This is a genomic window from Thermocoleostomius sinensis A174, assembly GCF_026802175.1.
Classification (GTDB): domain Bacteria; phylum Cyanobacteriota; class Cyanobacteriia; order Elainellales; family Elainellaceae; genus Thermocoleostomius; species Thermocoleostomius sinensis.
This window is the reverse complement of record NZ_CP113797.1, coordinates 1,102,029-1,119,087: the sequence shown is the minus strand read 5'-3', so window position 1 is coordinate 1,119,087 and position 17,059 is coordinate 1,102,029. Positions and strand designations below refer to the sequence as shown.

At 49.0% G+C, this 17,059-nt stretch carries 16 protein-coding genes; 10 read left to right on the top strand and 6 right to left on the bottom strand.

Annotated elements, in window-relative coordinates; genetic code table 11:
- Positions 1 to 62 precede the first annotated feature (62 nt).
- Both OXH18_RS04925 and OXH18_RS04920 read left to right on the top strand, forming a co-directional pair.
- On the top strand, positions 63 to 1,736 hold the full coding sequence (locus OXH18_RS04925; protein WP_268611295.1) for an ABC transporter substrate-binding protein: 1,674 nt from the start codon (positions 63 to 65) through the stop codon (positions 1,734 to 1,736).
- A 41-nt stretch (positions 1,737 to 1,777) separates the two neighbouring features.
- On the top strand, positions 1,778 to 2,803 hold the full coding sequence (locus OXH18_RS04920; protein WP_268611294.1) for an ABC transporter permease: 1,026 nt from the start codon (positions 1,778 to 1,780) through the stop codon (positions 2,801 to 2,803).
- 197 nt (positions 2,804 to 3,000) lie between these two features.
- On the opposite strand, the gene OXH18_RS04915 is transcribed toward OXH18_RS04920, so the two are convergent.
- Both OXH18_RS04915 and psaM read right to left on the bottom strand, forming a co-directional pair.
- Entirely contained in the window at positions 3,001 to 3,483 is a 483-nt protein-coding gene (locus tag OXH18_RS04915; protein WP_268611293.1) for a slr1601 family putative cell division protein, read from the bottom strand.
- 354 nt (positions 3,484 to 3,837) lie between these two features.
- A complete protein-coding gene (gene psaM / locus OXH18_RS04910) occupies positions 3,838 to 3,933 on the bottom strand; it encodes a photosystem I reaction center subunit XII (protein WP_268611292.1) in 96 nt (31 codons plus the stop codon).
- A gap of 382 nt (positions 3,934 to 4,315) precedes the next feature.
- Between psaM and phoU the strand changes: the two genes are divergently transcribed.
- Complete coding sequence (gene phoU, locus OXH18_RS04905; RefSeq protein ID WP_268613128.1) at positions 4,316 to 4,927, top strand: phosphate signaling complex protein PhoU; 612 nt, start codon at positions 4,316 to 4,318, stop codon at positions 4,925 to 4,927.
- 475 nt (positions 4,928 to 5,402) lie between these two features.
- Positions 5,403 to 7,829, top strand: coding sequence for a ribonuclease R family protein (locus tag OXH18_RS04900; RefSeq protein WP_268611291.1), 2,427 nt, complete (start codon positions 5,403 to 5,405; stop codon positions 7,827 to 7,829).
- A 50-nt stretch (positions 7,830 to 7,879) separates the two neighbouring features.
- Here OXH18_RS04900 and OXH18_RS04895 read toward each other — a convergent pair whose 3' ends face one another.
- Positions 7,880 to 8,284, bottom strand: coding sequence for a YkvA family protein (locus tag OXH18_RS04895; protein ID WP_268611290.1), 405 nt, complete (start codon positions 8,282 to 8,284; stop codon positions 7,880 to 7,882).
- Between the two features lie 296 nt (positions 8,285 to 8,580).
- Here OXH18_RS04895 and xth point away from each other — a divergent pair, with 296 nt between their 5' ends.
- Positions 8,581 to 9,375: an exodeoxyribonuclease III gene (gene xth, locus OXH18_RS04890; RefSeq protein ID WP_268611289.1), complete on the top strand. Its 795-nt coding sequence runs from the start codon at positions 8,581 to 8,583 to the stop codon at positions 9,373 to 9,375.
- A 41-nt stretch (positions 9,376 to 9,416) separates the two neighbouring features.
- On the opposite strand, the gene gloB is transcribed toward xth, so the two are convergent.
- A complete protein-coding gene (gene gloB / locus OXH18_RS04885; RefSeq protein WP_268613127.1) occupies positions 9,417 to 10,190 on the bottom strand; it encodes a hydroxyacylglutathione hydrolase in 774 nt (257 codons plus the stop codon).
- Positions 10,191 to 10,438: 248 nt separating this feature from the next.
- Here gloB and OXH18_RS04880 point away from each other — a divergent pair, with 248 nt between their 5' ends.
- The 4 genes from OXH18_RS04880 to OXH18_RS04865 all read left to right on the top strand — a co-directional run bounded on the left by OXH18_RS04880 (position 10,439) and on the right by OXH18_RS04865 (position 14,024).
- Entirely contained in the window at positions 10,439 to 10,636 is a 198-nt protein-coding gene (locus OXH18_RS04880; protein WP_268611288.1) for a hypothetical protein, read from the top strand.
- Positions 10,637 to 11,107: 471 nt separating this feature from the next.
- On the top strand, positions 11,108 to 12,001 hold the full coding sequence (argB, locus tag OXH18_RS04875; protein WP_268611287.1) for an acetylglutamate kinase: 894 nt from the start codon (positions 11,108 to 11,110) through the stop codon (positions 11,999 to 12,001).
- A gap of 139 nt (positions 12,002 to 12,140) precedes the next feature.
- Positions 12,141 to 12,686 (top strand): outer membrane protein assembly factor BamD, encoded by a 546-nt coding sequence (locus OXH18_RS04870; protein ID WP_268611286.1) that lies wholly within the window; start codon positions 12,141 to 12,143, stop codon positions 12,684 to 12,686.
- Positions 12,687 to 12,716: 30 nt separating this feature from the next.
- Complete coding sequence (locus OXH18_RS04865; RefSeq protein WP_268611285.1) at positions 12,717 to 14,024, top strand: TldD/PmbA family protein; 1,308 nt, start codon at positions 12,717 to 12,719, stop codon at positions 14,022 to 14,024.
- 27 nt (positions 14,025 to 14,051) lie between these two features.
- Here the strand turns inward: OXH18_RS04865 and OXH18_RS04860 are convergent, their stop codons facing one another.
- Complete coding sequence (locus OXH18_RS04860) at positions 14,052 to 14,192, bottom strand: hypothetical protein (RefSeq protein ID WP_268611284.1); 141 nt, start codon at positions 14,190 to 14,192, stop codon at positions 14,052 to 14,054.
- A gap of 50 nt (positions 14,193 to 14,242) precedes the next feature.
- Positions 14,243 to 15,580 carry a ferredoxin reductase family protein gene (locus OXH18_RS04855; RefSeq protein ID WP_268611283.1) on the bottom strand — a complete coding sequence of 446 codons (1,338 nt, stop codon included), beginning with the start codon at positions 15,578 to 15,580 and terminating at the stop codon, positions 14,243 to 14,245.
- Positions 15,581 to 15,960: 380 nt separating this feature from the next.
- Between OXH18_RS04855 and OXH18_RS04850 the strand changes: the two genes are divergently transcribed.
- Positions 15,961 to 17,058, top strand: a complete 1,098-nt coding sequence (locus tag OXH18_RS04850; protein ID WP_268611282.1) for a potassium channel family protein — start codon at positions 15,961 to 15,963, stop codon at positions 17,056 to 17,058.
- Position 17,059: the final 1 nt, after the last annotated feature.

The following is a 17,059-nucleotide window of genomic DNA, read 5'->3' as shown; positions in this document are numbered from 1 at the left end:
CACAACGTGTCACTGACTAGCGGCAGTTACACTCAACTTAGAATGTCAGGTGGGCCAATTTTATGAACGGGTTTTTGGTGTGGACTAGGGCGGTGTATCGATCGCGGCGATCGATACTAAAGTTCTTGAGTTTGTTCAGTCTCTGTTTGATTTTGGTTGTCAGTTGTGGCACGGCTTCGGATCAACCAAGCTCAAGTACAAATAGCAGCAATACAGCGGCGAATAGTGGGCGGGTGACGATCGGCACAACGCTGAAGGCGGAAACCCTCGATCCGGCGGATGTTTATGAGATTTTTCCAGGAATCTTGCTCTATAACTTGGGCGATCGGTTATATACCTATGAGCCAGGTACAACGGAGCTTGTGCCGCAACTAGCCACCGAATTGCCTGACGTTAGCGATGATGGCTTAACCTACACGATTCCGTTGCGAGAAGGCGTCACTTTCCATGATGGAACCCCCTTTAATGCAGAAGCCATGGCTTTTTCCATGCAGCGGTTTATGGAAAACGGTGGTCGTCCCGCGTTCTTACTGGCCGATCAAATTGAATCGGTAGAAGTGACGGGTGAGTATGAGCTAACCATTACATTGAAGCAACCGTTTGCTGCTTTTCCGTCACTGTTAGCGTTCTCAGGCGTTACCCCGGTACCCCCGAGTTCTTATGAAGTGGGCGCAGGTCAGTTCAGACCGGATACTTTCATTGGCACAGGTCCCTATAAGCTGGCGTCCTTCAGTACCGACGCTATCAAGCTGGATGTCAACGAAAATTACTGGGGCGAACAACCTGCGAATCAAGGCATTGATATTCAGGTAATCAGCAGTTCGGCTAACCTGTTCAACACCTTCAAAACGGGTGGGCTGGATGTGGCCTATCAAACCCTTGACCCAGATCAGATTCGATCGCTAGTGAGTGAGGCCGATCAAGGTGGTTGGCAGGTGATTGAAGCCGGAACCAATACCATCAACTATTTGGTGCTGAATCAAAGAAGCGAACCACTGGATGATGTGCGAGTGCGACAGGCGATTGCGGCCCTGATCGATCGCAAGTTAATAGTCGATCGGGTGTTCCAAGGTCAAGCCGAACCACTCTACAGCCTCTTGCCCAATACCTTCCCCACCTATAAACCCGTGTTTGAAACCGAATACGGGGACGGCAATGCTGACAAAGCCAGAGCACTGTTAACGGAAGCTGGTTTCTCGGAAGCGAATCCACTGACGCTGGAAATTTGGCACTCGTCTACCTCAACGGCTCGTAGCTTAGTGGCCTCGACGCTCAAGGCATCGATCGAACAGAAGCTGCCCGGTTTGGTGAATGTAGAAATTAACACGACTGAATCTGCCACGATTTTTGACAACCTGGACAAGGGAACCTATCCCACCGTGTTGTTGGATTGGTATCCCGACTACTATGACGCCGACACGTTCATCACACCCTTCTTGTCGTGCGATCAGGGATCGGTAGAGACCGGTTGTGAAGCGGGACAAACCCAAGCAGGTGGTTCGTTCTACTACAGCGAACAAGCCAACCAACTTGTGAAACAGCAAATTGCCGAACAAGACGAAACCAAGCGAGAAGCCCTATTCGCGGAACTGCAAGCGCTAACGGCCAAAGATGTGCCGTATATTCCGCTCTGGCAGAATAAAGATTACGTCTTTGCCAGACAAGGGCTAGAGGGCGTAGAAATTCAGCCAACGCAGCAATTCTTGCTCTGGCAAATTGAGAAACAGCCAGCCTGATGTATTTTCACCCCAATCCTAACCCCTAACTCCCAACCTCCATGTCCCGTTCTACCGCCCTTCGCTACTATGTGCTTTCGCGCTTGCTGCTGGCTCCATTGATGATCTGGGTGATCACGACGCTGATCTTCTTGCTGATGCGAGCGACCCCCGGTGATCCGATCGATGCACTGTTGGGCCCCCGTGCGCCGGAGGCTGCCAAACAAGTCTTGCGGGAACGATTGGGCTTAGATGCGCCGCTGATTGTGCAATATTTTCGGTACTTGGGCAATTTGCTGCGATTGGATCTGGGAACTTCGATCGCCACGCAGGGGCAAACCGTGTGGCAAATTATTGGCAATCACTTCCCCGCCACTGTAGAGTTGGCTATTTTCAGCGCCATTGTAGCTGTAGGGGTAGGCATTTCGGTAGGCGTGCTGGCTGCCTCTAAACCAAATACAAGCTTAGATGTCGGCGGTCGTTTGTTTGGCATTGTTACCTATGCCGTACCGATGTATTGGTTTGGCATGATTCTGCAATTGATCTTTGCAGTGCAACTCAACTGGTTTCCGATCGGCACGCGCTTTCCCATTTCCCTACAAGCTCCGCAAGGTCCAACAGGATTATATGTCATCGATAGTTTACTGAGCGGCAGCCTCAACCAGTTTGTCACCAGTCTCTACTACCTCACCTTGCCCAGTCTCACCTTGGGGCTACTGATTAGCGGTATTTTTGAGCGAATTGTACGAGTCAACCTCAAACAAACGCTCAAATCAGACTATGTAGAAGCGGCACGGGCCCGGGGCATTCCAGAACGGCGCATTGTGCTGGCTCATGCTCTCAAAAATGCGTTGATCCCAGTGATCACCATTTTGGGATTAACGATCGCATCCCTGCTCAGCGGCGCACTTCTCACCGAAGTCACCTTTTCTTGGCCAGGGCTAGCCAACCGCCTTTATGTAGCCATTTCCCAGCGCGACTATCCCGTCGTTCAAGGAATTATGGTGTTTCTGTCAGTCATTGTCGTTCTGTCCAGCATCCTAATTGACATTTTAAATGCCTATGTTGATCCCAGAATTCGGTACTAAAGGCTGACGAGAAAGGGTAGAGGGGATGAAGGCTAAAATATAAACCATGCATGAATGAGTCGTTTGCTTTTACAGTAAAAGAGCGGCTGCTAGGTTTCAGCCGTTCGATCGAACCTAACTTTCCGCGCTACACCTATCATTCCAACATCTCAATTATTCATTCCCAATTACCCAATCCCTACTCCCTAACCCCATTTCTATCGCTTCAACCAAAATGCTTGCTGTTGGCTCCCTTCGATCGGCGTCATTGTCTTTTCGGATGGGGAGCGTTCTGGCTGCTGAGCCGTGGTAGCACTGGGTGCTAACCAGATGATTTGTCGTTGATTAGGATTCATCCGGGCGCTTTGCTCTTGCATGACATGCATCGACTGCTGGGGATCAAAATGCCGATCGAATTCTGCTCGCAGTTCATCAACCCGCTTGTCTAGTTTCGCCACCTCTGACCGTGCTTCCTCTAACTGCTGCTGTTGCGATAGATTGTATGGCACTAGCTTCACTAGGGTAGAAACTGCAATGATTCCAAGTAAGACATTCACACCCAAGCGGGCAGAAACCTCAATCGCGGTGGCTTGATAAGACTGGCGGGGCGATCGTCGGCGCACACGAGCCACTGCCCGATCGGAAGGCTGCCGCGAAGCTTGAGACGGAGATGAAAGGCGGCGAGAGGGTTGTGCGCTCATGTCAAGACACCTGCGGAATAAACGGCGGTATAGCGAGAATCAGTGAATCATTGAGTAGGTCAGCCACTTCAGCTTGGACTAGTTCAATGTAGCCTTTCATGCCAAAGGCCCCAGTTGCCCTTGGGAAAATTCAAATGCTAAACAAGGCTCTCTTTATCACAGAGAGCTACCACTGAAGCATACCCAATTTCAACAAAATTTTCTAGAGAAACAAAATAGCGAATTGAAAAACCGCCTCAAGAATAGTCCCTCTCGACAAAACTAGCAAGCGAAAAAGAAAGGATGAAGGGGGAAGGGGATACAGTCAGATCTTGTTCTACCCATCCTTTATCCCTCATCCTTCATTCCTTGCGGCTACTTGTACAGTTCAGTCGATAAGCGGAAGGCAAGGACAGCGGGGATTAGCGCCACGACCAGCGCGATGTAGACTTGGGTATTTGATAGATCCATGGCTAGAAAACTCCTATATCAAGGTGCGTTTTTTAGCGGCTAGCATCTCCTCTCTAAAAAAGAGCAGACACAGGCCAACGTTCCTTAATGTCGGCTAAATCACTGCACTCTGGAACCATTTGTCACATGATGTAACAGAAGGATAAAATTTCTGCGACCGCCCGATCGAGGCTTGCATGTCGAAACGAGAGTTCGCTAATCTGAGAGTCCTACTAGCTTTACCAACTAGTCGGCGGGAATAAAATAGGTAGGAAGTTTGGTGAGGACTGGAAAGCCAGCTTGCTGTGTACTCTCCACACTCGATGTGAACATTAGATGAAATCTGCTCAGGAGTGCTCCCTTGGAAAGCTCCAAACCGATTCGGATTCAGTTTGAACGCCAGATGCGACGTGTCCAACGGGATGTTTTACGAATGGGTGCTCTGGTAGAAAATTCCTGCTGGTTGGCCCGTAAGGCATTATTCGAGCAAGATCTAGAAGCCGCTTACCAAATTGTGCTTCAAGACAAGCAAATCGATCAGCTGTATCGTCAAATTGAGCTAGATTGTGTCAGTCTGATTGCCTTGCAGACACCTGTTTCTCAAGATCTGCGCCTTCTCAGTGCGCTGATGCAGTTAATTCGAGATTTAGAGCGCATTGGCGATTATGCTGAAGATTTGGGTGAAATTGCCGTTAAACTATTTGCCTATCCGGTGCATCCCTGCATGGGACGTGTGCAAATTATGTTCGATCGCTGCCGAGCAATGCTGGCAATGGGGTTAGCGGCCCTGTCAGATATGGATGCCGAATCAGGGTTGGATATCAAGATGAAAGACGATGCAGTGGATTCGGATTATGAATCGCTTTACAATCTGTTGGCTCGTCAAACTGATATTCAAGGATCGATCGAACCATTTGTACTGCTAGTGTTGGTGATTCGCCATCTCGAACGCATGGCCGATCACGCCACCAATATCGGCAAACGGGTTGCATATATTGTCACGGGGCAACGATAGAATTGCGAAAAATTACGAAGATTGCGCCAAATTCACGCTAAAAATTTGCTTCAAAAAATTCTTTCCAAAAAATACTTCCGAAATCCATGTTCCTTCGTACGAAAGTCTGAATAAAATGAAGAAAGTGCAAAATTGAGCGAGAATTTTGCACACCCTTCAAACATCGTTCACTCAAGTCGGTGTTCATTACCACTGTCCTCTGGCCGTGTTGTCACTTCGTGGTTAGCTGGTCTGACTTCTCCAAGCTTGGAGCCACTGCCCTAGTGACAATTGCGAATGTGGAGAGTCTTTGGGGATACGGTCTCTACTTGAGAAACGACACTGCGGCGCTTGTCACAGGGTAAGGTGGTTCTCCTAGTCAAGTTGGACTCAACTCCCTAAAGTCGTTGGAAACTCACAAGCTAGTTGCAATTGGCTTACAGTTTCATCGCAGAGTCAGGAAGTTAAACCAACCCATTTGAGGATTGATCGCTACATGGAATTTTCAATTGCTGAACTGTTAGCAAACTTTACGGATGATAAACTGGTTGCCCCCAAGGCGTTAGAAAAAAAGCTCAACTGCAAAGACGAAAACAGTCTCCGCAAGTTGCAAATTGCCTTGGATGCGCTAGAACGCATTGGTATTTTGGTGAAGGAACGGGGTAAATATCGGCGTGTCTTTGAAGATGACGTAGTAGAAGGGCGGCTGCGTTGTTCCAGTAAGGGATTTTGTTTTGCAATTCAGGACGTAGAAGGAGCAGAAGATATTTACATTCGCGAAAGCCATTTGAACACGGCTTGGAATGGCGATCGGGTGTTGGTTCGCGTCACGAAAGAAGGTACTCGTCGGCGTAGTCCTGAAGGCGAAGTGCGCTTAATTCTCGATCGAGCTAATTCATCAGTGCTAGCACGGGTCAAGCAGATCGAGGAACACTATCGGGCCCTGCCCCTGGATGATCGGCTGTTATTTGAAGTGGAGTTGAAAGCCAATGGCATTAATTTAGCCGAAGCGATTGATCAGCTAGTGCATGTGGAAATTCTGCGCTATCCACTGGGACAATATCCTCCCTTGGGGCGTGTCGCTCAAATTCTGGGCAGTGATGCAGAGGCGGCCTCCGAATTTGAAATTGTTCGCTGCAAACATGATCTGCCGCGTGACTTTCCTGACGATGTGCTGGCGGCGGCTAAAAAGTTGCCAACAAAGTTACGAAAAGCAGACATTAAAGGACGAGTCGATCTGCGCCATCTGCCCACCATTACAATTGACGGCCCGCCCACAGCAACTGGCCCCGCGATCGATGATGCTCTCACCCTTGAGCAGACCAAATCTGGCAATTGGCGGGTTGGCATTCACATCGCGGATGTGTCGTATTATGTCGAGCCGGACTCGGACTTAGATATTGAAGCACGGCGACGCGGCACGTCGATTTATCTGGGCGACCGGGTATTGCGGATGTTGCCAGAACCTGTGCACAAATGTTGCTCGCTGTTAGTGGGGCACGATCGGCTGGCGGTGTCGGTGTTGGTGACGCTAAATGCTGACGGCGAAGTGCTGGAATTTGAGATTCAACCCACGGTGATTTCAGTCGATCATCGGCTCGACTATCAGCAAGCCCAAGCAATCGTGCAACGGCACAACGCGGTTGATCCAGAGGCAACGGCATCCACTTACGTTCTACCAAGCTTAGACGAGTTGCAAGAATTCAAGTCAGTGTTTGAGATGCTTGATCGGTTGTTTGCCCTCAGCCAAGCGGTACGCACCCAACGGCATCAGCGGGGCGCGTTTGATCTCAACCTCTCCGAAAAGTTGTTTCCCAATGAAGCCAACCCCGAACTGAGCAACTTTCTTTCCGCCAAGTTTCAATACGATGACGAAGGCGCATTGAGCGCGATGGTGGTGTCGTCTTTCTTGCCAGCCCGATCGATCGTGACGGAATTTATGTTACTAGCCAATCAACTGGTGGCATCTCATTTGGTAGCGTTGCAAGTGCCAGCCATATACCGAGTGCATCGTCCGCCCGATCCCAGTGATGTGCAAGAATTGCTCAAACTGGTTAGCAATATGGGCATTGACGCTCACCTAGAGCAGGAAGATGCGGTGCATTCTCGCGACTATCAACGGTTAGTGAGCCAGTTTGCTGAATCTAAGGTGGAGAAAGTGCTGACCTATTTACTGCTGTCTACCTTTAAGCCCGCCATTTATAGCACTACCCCCGGACCGCACTTTGGGCTGGCAATCGAAAACGGCTATACCCATTTCACCTCTCCAATTCGACGCTATCCCGATTTGTTAGTGCATCGGGTACTCCATGCCATCTTTGAATATGGGCGCGATCGCCGCACCACGCGATCGAAAGATCGGGTGAACCTACGCAGCAGTTCGTGCCATGGGCAAATTAATTGGAACGTGTTGCCGACCGATATTCAGGCAGAACTGGAGGAGAATTTTGCTGCCGTGGTGGTGCATCTCACTGAGCAAGAGAAACTATCGCAAGAAGCCGAATCGGATATTGAAGGGCTGAAAAAAGCCGAATTTATGCAGCAGCACACAGGTAAAATCTTTCACGGGTTGATTACTGGGGTGCAATCCTACGGCTTCTTTGTTGAAATTGAGGAACTGTTGGTGGAAGGCCTTGTGCACGTCAGTTCTCTCAAAGATGATTGGTATGAATATCGATCGCGCCAACAGAAACTAGTGGGACGTAAAAACCGCAAGCAATATAAGTTGGGCGATCGAGTGGAAGTTCAGGTGAAAAGCGTGGACTATTATCGCCAGCAAATTGATCTGGTCGCGGTGGGAGGTGGTAGCGAAGCTTCAGATGAAGATGAGCCAGAAGAGCCGTTACTTCCCGATGACGAGGAACACGATGAGAACGGCGAAAATGACCATGACGAGGTTGATGCCTATGATGAAGAAGAATAGGTGGAACCAGATAAGGGATGCCAGACCAACTGCTCCTTCATCCTGCTACCTCAATCGATCGGAATGGTTCGGGGGGTATCATTCGATGGAGAAGCGGTCGCGGTTTCAGAAGTTGATTGAGCCTTGCCAAACCAATCTTCCACTTTCTGTTTAGCGGCTTGTTGCACTTCTGGGGTAATGCAGATGGCAACCGCTCCCAAGGCAGCAATTAGGGAAGCTAAATCATCGCTATAGCCAGCAGCAGGAATAAAATCGGGAACGGCATCGGTGGGCAAAATAAAATATGCCAACGCGGCGTATATGACTGTCTTTGCCCAAACAGGGGTTTCAGGGCGTTGCGCTGCATAAAACAGCACTAGTGCTTTCTCAACCACCTCTTTGCCTGCATAAACGGCAAAATCCTTTAACTTTCGCCAAAAATCCTGTTCCGAATACTGTCCATTGGGAGTGGCCATGTTGCTACCTCACATCTACCTCTCCCAAGACTAGCGCAGAGCTAAAGGCATTGGGGACTGTCAGCAGGAGATTTCCAGACTTTCATGGGAGCAGGGGTTGGGGCATGAGGGCGAATGCCGCAACTTGCAAACATGACAGGCTCCCCTGAAACTAAACCGGTAGGGAAACTGGGAGATTCACGTTTGCTTCAGGACTCAACCCGATTCCCGATCGCCCATTCCCAAACATCCTAAAATATTTTGAACGTCCCGATGCTCGGATTTACTACTCTTCCATTTCGCTGAATCGATCGCCCATGAAAATTGCTACCTGGAACGTTAATTCCATTCGCAGCCGGCTGAGTCACGTGATTCGATGGCTGGAGTCTAATCCGGTGGAGGTGCTGTGTGTGCAGGAAACCAAAGTAGTGGACAAAGACTTTCCAGTCCTCCCGCCCGAACTGGGGTATCAGATCTATGTGTCGGGGCAAAAATCTTACAACGGTGTGGCGCTGTTGAGCCGTGTTCCTCTAGAGTTGGTGGATACTGGGTTTGCCTGTATCTTAGGAGACACGATCGCGGATTTGGATCAACAAAAGCGCGTGATTACAGGCGTGCTGAACGGCATTCGCATCGTCAATCTTTATGTACCCAATGGCTCAGAAGTCGGAAGCGAGAAATATCAATACAAACTGCGCTGGCTATCGGTATTGCGCGATTACTTGAAAACTCGCTTGGCTCAAGATACTCATGTGCTGGTCTGTGGTGATTTCAATGTTGCACCCGACGATCGCGATATTTATGATCCGACGGGCAAGGCGAACCATATCATGGCGTCTGAAGCCGAGCGACAAGCGTTGCAAACAGCTTTAATTGATTTAGGGTTTGTAGATAGTTTTCGCCAGTTCAACCAAGAGACCAATCAATTTACTTGGTGGGACTATCGCACCGGCGCGTTTCGCCGCAATGCTGGCTGGCGCATTGATCATCATTATCTTTCGCCTGAATTGAGCCAACGCGCCAAACAATGTACGATCGATATCCTGCCGCGCACCTGGGACAAACCCAGCGATCACACTCCAGTTATTGTTGAGCTTGATTGCCCTTGCTGATTAGGGCAAATGCAAGACTCGTTAAAACTGAATCTTTCAAATTAAAACTGATCCTTCATTCCCCGTAAACGAGCAAAGGTTCGCACGGGGTCGTCGCTATTGACCGCTGCCTGAAGGACGGGCTGATCCCACCGCAAAAAGGGATTGGTGCGTTTTTCATCCGCTAACAGAGATGGAATCGTTGCTTCGCCGCGCCGCCGCATCGCTTTTACCGTTTCAAACCGAGATTGCAAGTCGGAATTCTGTCTATCTACGGTGAGGGCAAACTGCAAATTTTTGAGAGTGTATTCGTGAGCGCACCAAACGCGCGTTTGATCGGGCAACGATCGAAGCTTGCTAAGAGACTGCACCATTTGCGTTGGTGTGCCCTCAAATAGGCGTCCACAGCCGCCCGCAAACAAGGTATCTCCGCAAAATAAATCCCCTGGTTCGTCCGATTGCACCGGCGCAAAATAGTAGGCGATATGGGCTTGGGTATGACCTGGCACAAACAGTACCTCGGCCGAGCGATCGGCAAACATGACTCGATCGCCTTCCCGTAGAAATACATGCTGTCCTGGAATTCTGCCGCGATCTTCAATGCCTCCATATACGGTGGCTTGTGGAAATGCTTTGAGCAGTTGCGTGTTTCCGCCGACGTGATCTCCGTGGTGATGGGTGTTGAAAATGGCAACGAGTGACGCTCCCAACTGCTGCAACTGCTGCAACACAGAACTTGCCTCTGCTGGATCAACAACGGCTGCAATCTGGCGATCGGCATCGTGCAGCAGAAAGATGTAATTGTCCGATAATGCCGGAAGGCGGTAGATTTGCATCATTCTCTTCAGAACTCCTATACAAATTGTCACCTTGCTGAGCAAATCTAGGCAAGCGTTAAAAGCTTTATGGAATGCTTGGTAATCTTACTATCCGAACTTTGCCCATAGTCACTTCTCAAATTTGAGCCTAGAGTTAGGCAGACCATAAAACATGCCATTGAAACACAGGGACTTCTACGAGTTACACATTTTGTGACGAGCACTTTGTGAAGGACGATCGCGCTTTGAGAGGAATTGGAATGACCATGACTCAAAAATTGTGGCAACGAGACATTACGCCATTAGTTGAACAAATCCTTTGCACTGGACAAATGAGCCAAACCCAGCATTTTCAATTAGCATCTGCACTTTTGAGTAATCAACAGATGAATGAAGCCGATCGTCGCCAAATCAACCGCGTTTTTGATTATCTATGCACAGGACGGGTGAAATTAATTCGCTAATCAAGAATCCAGGCAATCACTAAAGTAGTAACGTTAATATCATCTTGTGCCAATCTCAACTGTTGGCTGCGCAATGGCATCAGGCTGATTGACTGACAAGCCTCGATGACCCTCACCCTACATCCCTTTTCTAGAGCCGAAGAGGGACGTTGAACCCCCTCAATCGGTTCGACTCTCCTTCGCCCCGTCTGGGAGCAGGGGGCGGGGAATGAGGGGACATGGTTGGCAAAACTGCTGAAGTTCTTGAAAATCACAGGATCAATGTTGGTTGTACTTCTTGGTTGTACGTCGTTGACCTTGCGGCAGGCCGTATCCCGGCTTGATTGCCTTTCTCTACACTATTAGTTCAAATAACGTCATAATGAAGCGATAATTCACCCTCATCCCCTGCATCACATCGAACACCAGATACGATCGAGGACTGCTACACTAAGCGATTAAACGAAAGCTACTTCTTGATTTCTGCCCCCCATGACAACCAACATCGAAGCTCTTTACGAAACGGCGACCGCCCGTGTCCAGGTACTTAGCGAAGCCCTGCCCTATATTCAACGCTTTGCAGGACGGATCATTGTTGTTAAATATGGTGGTGCCGCGATGAAAGACAGCCGCCTCAAAGACAAAGTCATGCGAGATATCGTGTTTTTGTCTTGTGTAGGGTTGCGCCCTGTTCTGGTACATGGCGGTGGACCAGAAATTAACTCTTGGCTTGACAAGTTGGGAATTGAGCCACAATTCAAGAACGGATTGCGGGTGACAGATGCCGCCACCATGGATGTGGTAGAAATGGTATTGGTAGGACGGGTCAACAAAGAAATCGTCGCGTTGATTAACCAAGCGGGTGGTGCGGCTGTTGGACTGTGTGGCAAAGACGGCAACCTCATCAAAGCCCGGCCGCAAGGCGATGAAGGCATTGGTTTTGTTGGAGAAGTCACTGCTACAAATGTGCAATTGATTGAAGCATTGGTGCGCGATGGCTATATTCCAGTGATTTCGAGTGTAGCTGCCGATGAGCAAGGACAAGCTTACAACATCAATGCCGATACGGTGGCCGGAGAAATTGCCGCTGCCCTCGGAGCCGAAAAACTGATTTTGATGACCGATACAGCAGGTATTCTACGCGACTATAAAAACCCTAGCACCCTCATCCCCAAAGTAGACATTCAAGAAGCACGAGGACTGATTCAAGAAGGCGTGGTGTCTGGCGGCATGATTCCCAAGGTTAACTGCTGTGTGCGATCGCTGGCCCAGGGCGTCAAAGCGGCTCATATCATTGACGGCCGCATTCCTCACTCACTGCTGCTAGAAGTTTTCACTGATTCAGGGATTGGTTCGATGATCGTCGCTTCAGCCGAATTTAAGTGAAGATAGAAAGGAAAGGAAGAATGGAAAGGAGTTGATGGGCTGCACCATGAGTGGCAGTCGAACGGTGGAATGAGTGAGTGAGCCACCCCCAACCCCGATTCCTAACTCCGATTCCCCAATCCTCATTTTTTCAAGAACCGTGACAGCAGATCATTCAGAACTAGATCAAACGGAGCTAGCGCAGGACTTCTACCAAGCAGGGCGCAACGCGTTTGAACGCGGGCGCTATCGTGAATCGGTAGAAGCTCTAGAGAAGGCTGTCAGCCTGTCTGGGCCGCTATCCTCCTTGGGCGGAGAGGTTCAAATTTGGCTGGTGAATGCCTATCAGGCGGCTGGCCAATCTACAGAAGCGATCGCCCTGTGCGAAAAACTGGGAACCCATCCCCATCTCAGAACCCGTAAACAAAGCCGCCGCATGCTATACATCCTCAAAGCGCCGCAACTAAAGCGCCGGGAGGAATGGCTGACGAAAATTCCCGATTTAAGCAAGATTGAGGCTGCCAATGGCGACAATCAGATCGCGACTCGATACGATGTATCTCCTAAACGCCCACCTCGTCCACGTCCCAAGCCCGAACCGGAAGAAATAGACCTGAGCCAGGTTAACACCAAAGACAATAGCTTTCTCTGGATTGCTCTGGTTCTAATTGGACTGACGATCGGTGGTTTAATCTGGTTTAGCTAAAAGTTTTCCTTCCTTTCGCCCCCCTTACCCATGAATGATTCCACCCTCGAAAAAATTCTTGATTTGGCCAAACCCCGTACAGATGCGGCGGAGGTATACTACCTATCCAGCCAGTCAACACCGATCGACTTTGAAAATAATCGGCTGAAGTCGCTACAAACAAAAGCGGTTCAAGGGGTAGCGCTGCGAGTAATCTGTCAGGGACGCTTAGGATTTGCCAGTTCCACCGATCTAACACGCCTAGAAGATTTGGTAGACGCTGCTGTTCAAACGGCTGCGATCGGTAGCCCGGCCGAATTTGAGTTTGCTGCCAATTTTCACAGTTGGGATGGCAATGGCCGATCGAGCCATACCCCTAGCACCGAAGCCTTGGTGGAAACTGGCGAACATTTAATTCGAGCGGTACATGAGTATAACCCCGACATTCTCGTAGACGTGGGATTTCAGGTGCGATCGGGCACGATCAAACTTGTCACCGACAAAGATGTGTATGCCGAGCGATCGAGCCAAACCCTGAGCGCCAGTTTATCTGGAAATTTAGTGCGCGGCGAGGATTTCCTTCAGCCCTATACGTTTGATGTCGCTCGCGATCGACCCGTCGATTACGATCGGTTGCTCAACGATCTGTTGCAAAAGTTTCGTCGAGCCGAGCGCAACGCCACTATTACCAGTGGTTCATATCCCGTCCTGTTCACACCTAAAGCGGCCGCCAGCACATTAGGGCGGTTGTTTAGTACGCTGCTGTCGGGGCAAGCGGTGCTGCAAAAGGCCTCTCCCCTAACTGACAAAGTGGGACAAACCGTGTTTGATTCACGGCTGACACTGTTTGAAGATCCCAGCTTGGGCGTTAACGCTTGCACTTTTGATGATGAAGGTACACCCACCAGCCGTAAGGCTTATGTTGATCATGGAACGGTCGTGGGGTTTTATTGGGATCGGCGCTGGGCAGCGAGGGCAGAGCGATCGTCTACGGGCAACGGCTTTCGGGGCGGGCTATCGCGACCAAGCCCAAGTCCAATCAATCTTTGTGTTGCCCCAGGCAGTGCTTCTACCGCAGAGTTGATTGCCAGCATGGACGAAGGACTGATTGTTGATCAAGTGTTAGGAGCCGGGCAGTCAAACCAATTAGCTGGAGAATTTTCAGTGAACTTGGCGCTGGGTTACAAGGTGGAAAACGGAAAAATTGTTGGGCGCGTTAAAGATACAATGGTGGCTGGCAGCGTCTTTGAAGCATTTCAGCATTTGGTTGATCTCAGTGATACCCCCGAATGGGTAGGTGGTGGCTCTTATCTGCCCAGCTTTCTGTTTAGCCAGTTGGGCGTAGCGACTCGGCAATAGGGAAGTCCACCACCCGTCCTATATTTCTTAGGGCTGTGAAGGGGTCACTTCACCGGAATTGATCTGATCTGGAAGTGCTCGATTCTGAATCCAAGCAAAGAAGGCGGCATTACCCAGAAGCACCAGGGTAATCAGGCTGACGAGTTGAAGCATAATACTGTATCGCATAGGAATAAAAGCCAAACATTGAGTGTTGATATGATAGGGGCTATGGAGAATTAAGCCAGGTTGAAGTGTTCCATATGTACATTCGTTACCGGAACATCCAGATCGTGTAAGGCGCGTTCGACCTGATCCATCATGCGTGGGGCTGCACAGATAAAGTATTGACGAGAGCCACGGAATTTAGGGATATAGCGATCGAGTAATTCTTGATCGACGTATCCTGTTTCACCCGACCAATCTTCGGGCGGTTCGCGCAAAACGTGAACGATGGTAAGATTCAGTTTCTCTTTTAAATTCTCTAACTCTTCTCGATAGGTGATATCGTCCCAGGCTTTACTGGCGTAGATTAACAAATAAGGGCGATCGTCACCTCGTTCTGCCGCTGTTACCAACATGCTCATCATCGGAGTAATGCCAATACCGCCCGCAATCAATACAAACCCAGCCGTATCATGATAGCGATCGACCGTGAACACCCCATAGGGCCCATCAAGGTATGCTTTTGTACCGGGTTTTACATCTTTAATGCGACTGGTGAAATCTCCTAAAGCTTTGATGCCAAATTCGATCCGTTCTGGATGTTCTCCACTCGAAGACATCGAGAAAGGATGTTCTCGCATACTGAGGGGGGTGATGTTCAGCGTAATCCAAGAAAACTGCCCTGGTTGAAACTTAAAGCCATCATGTCCCCACGGGCGCAACGCTAGCGTCCATACATCGCCTCGTTGTGGAATCACTTCTTCCACCAAATAGGGGCGTCTGGTCATCAGCCAGGGTTTTATCAACCGGACATAGACAATCAACCACAGCGCCGTAATGGCGATCGCTGCCCACAAAACACTCTTCCAAAATAGCCCCAAATAGTTACCTACTAGTAGAGCGTGCCCCAACCCCAACACCAATGCCAACACCGACAGAATGGTATGAGACAGACGCCACGGTTCGTAGGGAATGCGCAAGGGCTTGCGCCAAATTGTAGTTACGACCAGAGCAATGAACGCTAACGTTCCTAGCACGGCAAGCCTGGCCCGTAAAGGAGCCTCGAAAAAATTCAGCAGTTGCAGCGTTTCAGGTTGTACCACAAACAGCATCACTGGATGAACCAGCACAAAGACGAAAGCAACGATCGATGTAAAGCGATGAAACTGAAGCAAAATATCAATCCCATAGGAGGCTTCAATGCGATTGATGCGGGCTGTGATCACGAACTGAAGCGCCATCATGGCCAGCCCAATAAACCCGAGGGCAACAGAAAATTCAACCCAAAAGCCACGTCCGCCCAGTGGTGGATAAATCAAAAGAATAAACAGCGGTAGGACTGCAATCAACACATAAGCCACAATCCAGAAGAAAGCAATTGCGATCGGACTCCGCATTAGAAGGCTTCTCATGTCTCCCTATCTCCATCTCCGTATAACCTGAATGCTGCCTTAAGACTTGGTATAACTTGAACCGATAAAAAACTTGCTAATACTAATCACCTAGCATAAAGCGGGGCAGAGGAACACAAAGGGGCAGGAATCTAATCCCGACCAATCCAAGTGTCTTACTGAAACTGGTTTATCCTCGCTGGCGGTAGGACTGGAACTTTAAAGGCGACTCCAACGACTCCAACATTTTCCCTTCATTCATGACTCATTAAATTTTGTCCTTTAGATTTCTGTCTTCATGCAGGTTCAGTATTAGTAGTAAATGTGATTTAAAAGTGAATGGACGATCGCCATTGAGGTCGGTATGTGCTGTCTTTGATCCGTGCAGGAGAAACTAGACTGTGAACTTTTTTGTGCAAACTGTGGGCGTTGGATTGATTCTTCTAGCCCTCCTAGATATTTATTTAACAGTGTTACATCCACGGATCGAAAGTAGCTTGCTCAGTGCGAAAATTGCCAGAGCAACTTGGTATATTTTTCGCGGTGTTGCTCAAATTTTTCCAAAGCAACGGAATCAATTGCTGACTTATAGTGGTTCGGCTATCATCCTCACGATCGTAGTTATGTGGGTTTTGTTGTTGGTTTTAGGATTTGCTCTCATTGTTTGGAGCGGATTAGGAACCGCTATTCAAGCTAGCGAAGGACAAACACCAACAGATTTTGCTACCGCCCTTTACTACAGCGGCTATTCTCTCACCACTTTAGGAACAGGCGATCTTGTTCCCAAAACAGGTACTTACCGTTTACTCATGTTCCTGCAAGCGGCGTTAGGATTTTCAATTTTTACTTTGACCATCACCTATATTTTGTCAGTTTACAGTGCGTTGATTCGGCGAAACACCTTTGCGCTCAGCCTGCACCACCGCACAAACGATACAGCTAGTTCGGCTGAACTCCTCGCGCGCCTTGCCGCGGGTGATAACCTCAACAACATTCAGCAAGATATTTCCAACATTGCCAGGGAATTGATGAACCTCCTGGAATCCCAAAATACCTATTCAGTGCTGCTCTACTTTCGCTTCCGTCAAAGTTACTATGCGCTTCCTCGCATTATGTATCTGGCAATGGATTTAGCAACTCTGATTCAAAGCGCATTAAATTCTAACAAATACCGATCGATTGTCGAGTCTGCTGCCACGGCTGAACTTTGGTGTGGCGGATTACATTTACTAGAACAAGTTTGTCATGCCTTGTTACCTAATGCCCGCTCGGATGAACGAGATTATAACGAGCGACTATGGCGAGAGCATTATTGTACAGCGATTAAACGGTTACAGCAGGAGGGAATTGAAACAAATCCCGATTTAGAAGCAGGTATTGAACTATATCTTTCCTTACGGTACGAATGGCAACCCTATCTTTGTAAACTCATTCACTACATGGAGTACGATCGATACGAGATATTTTTCAGTGAACTTCAGCGAACAAAATTAAGGTAGG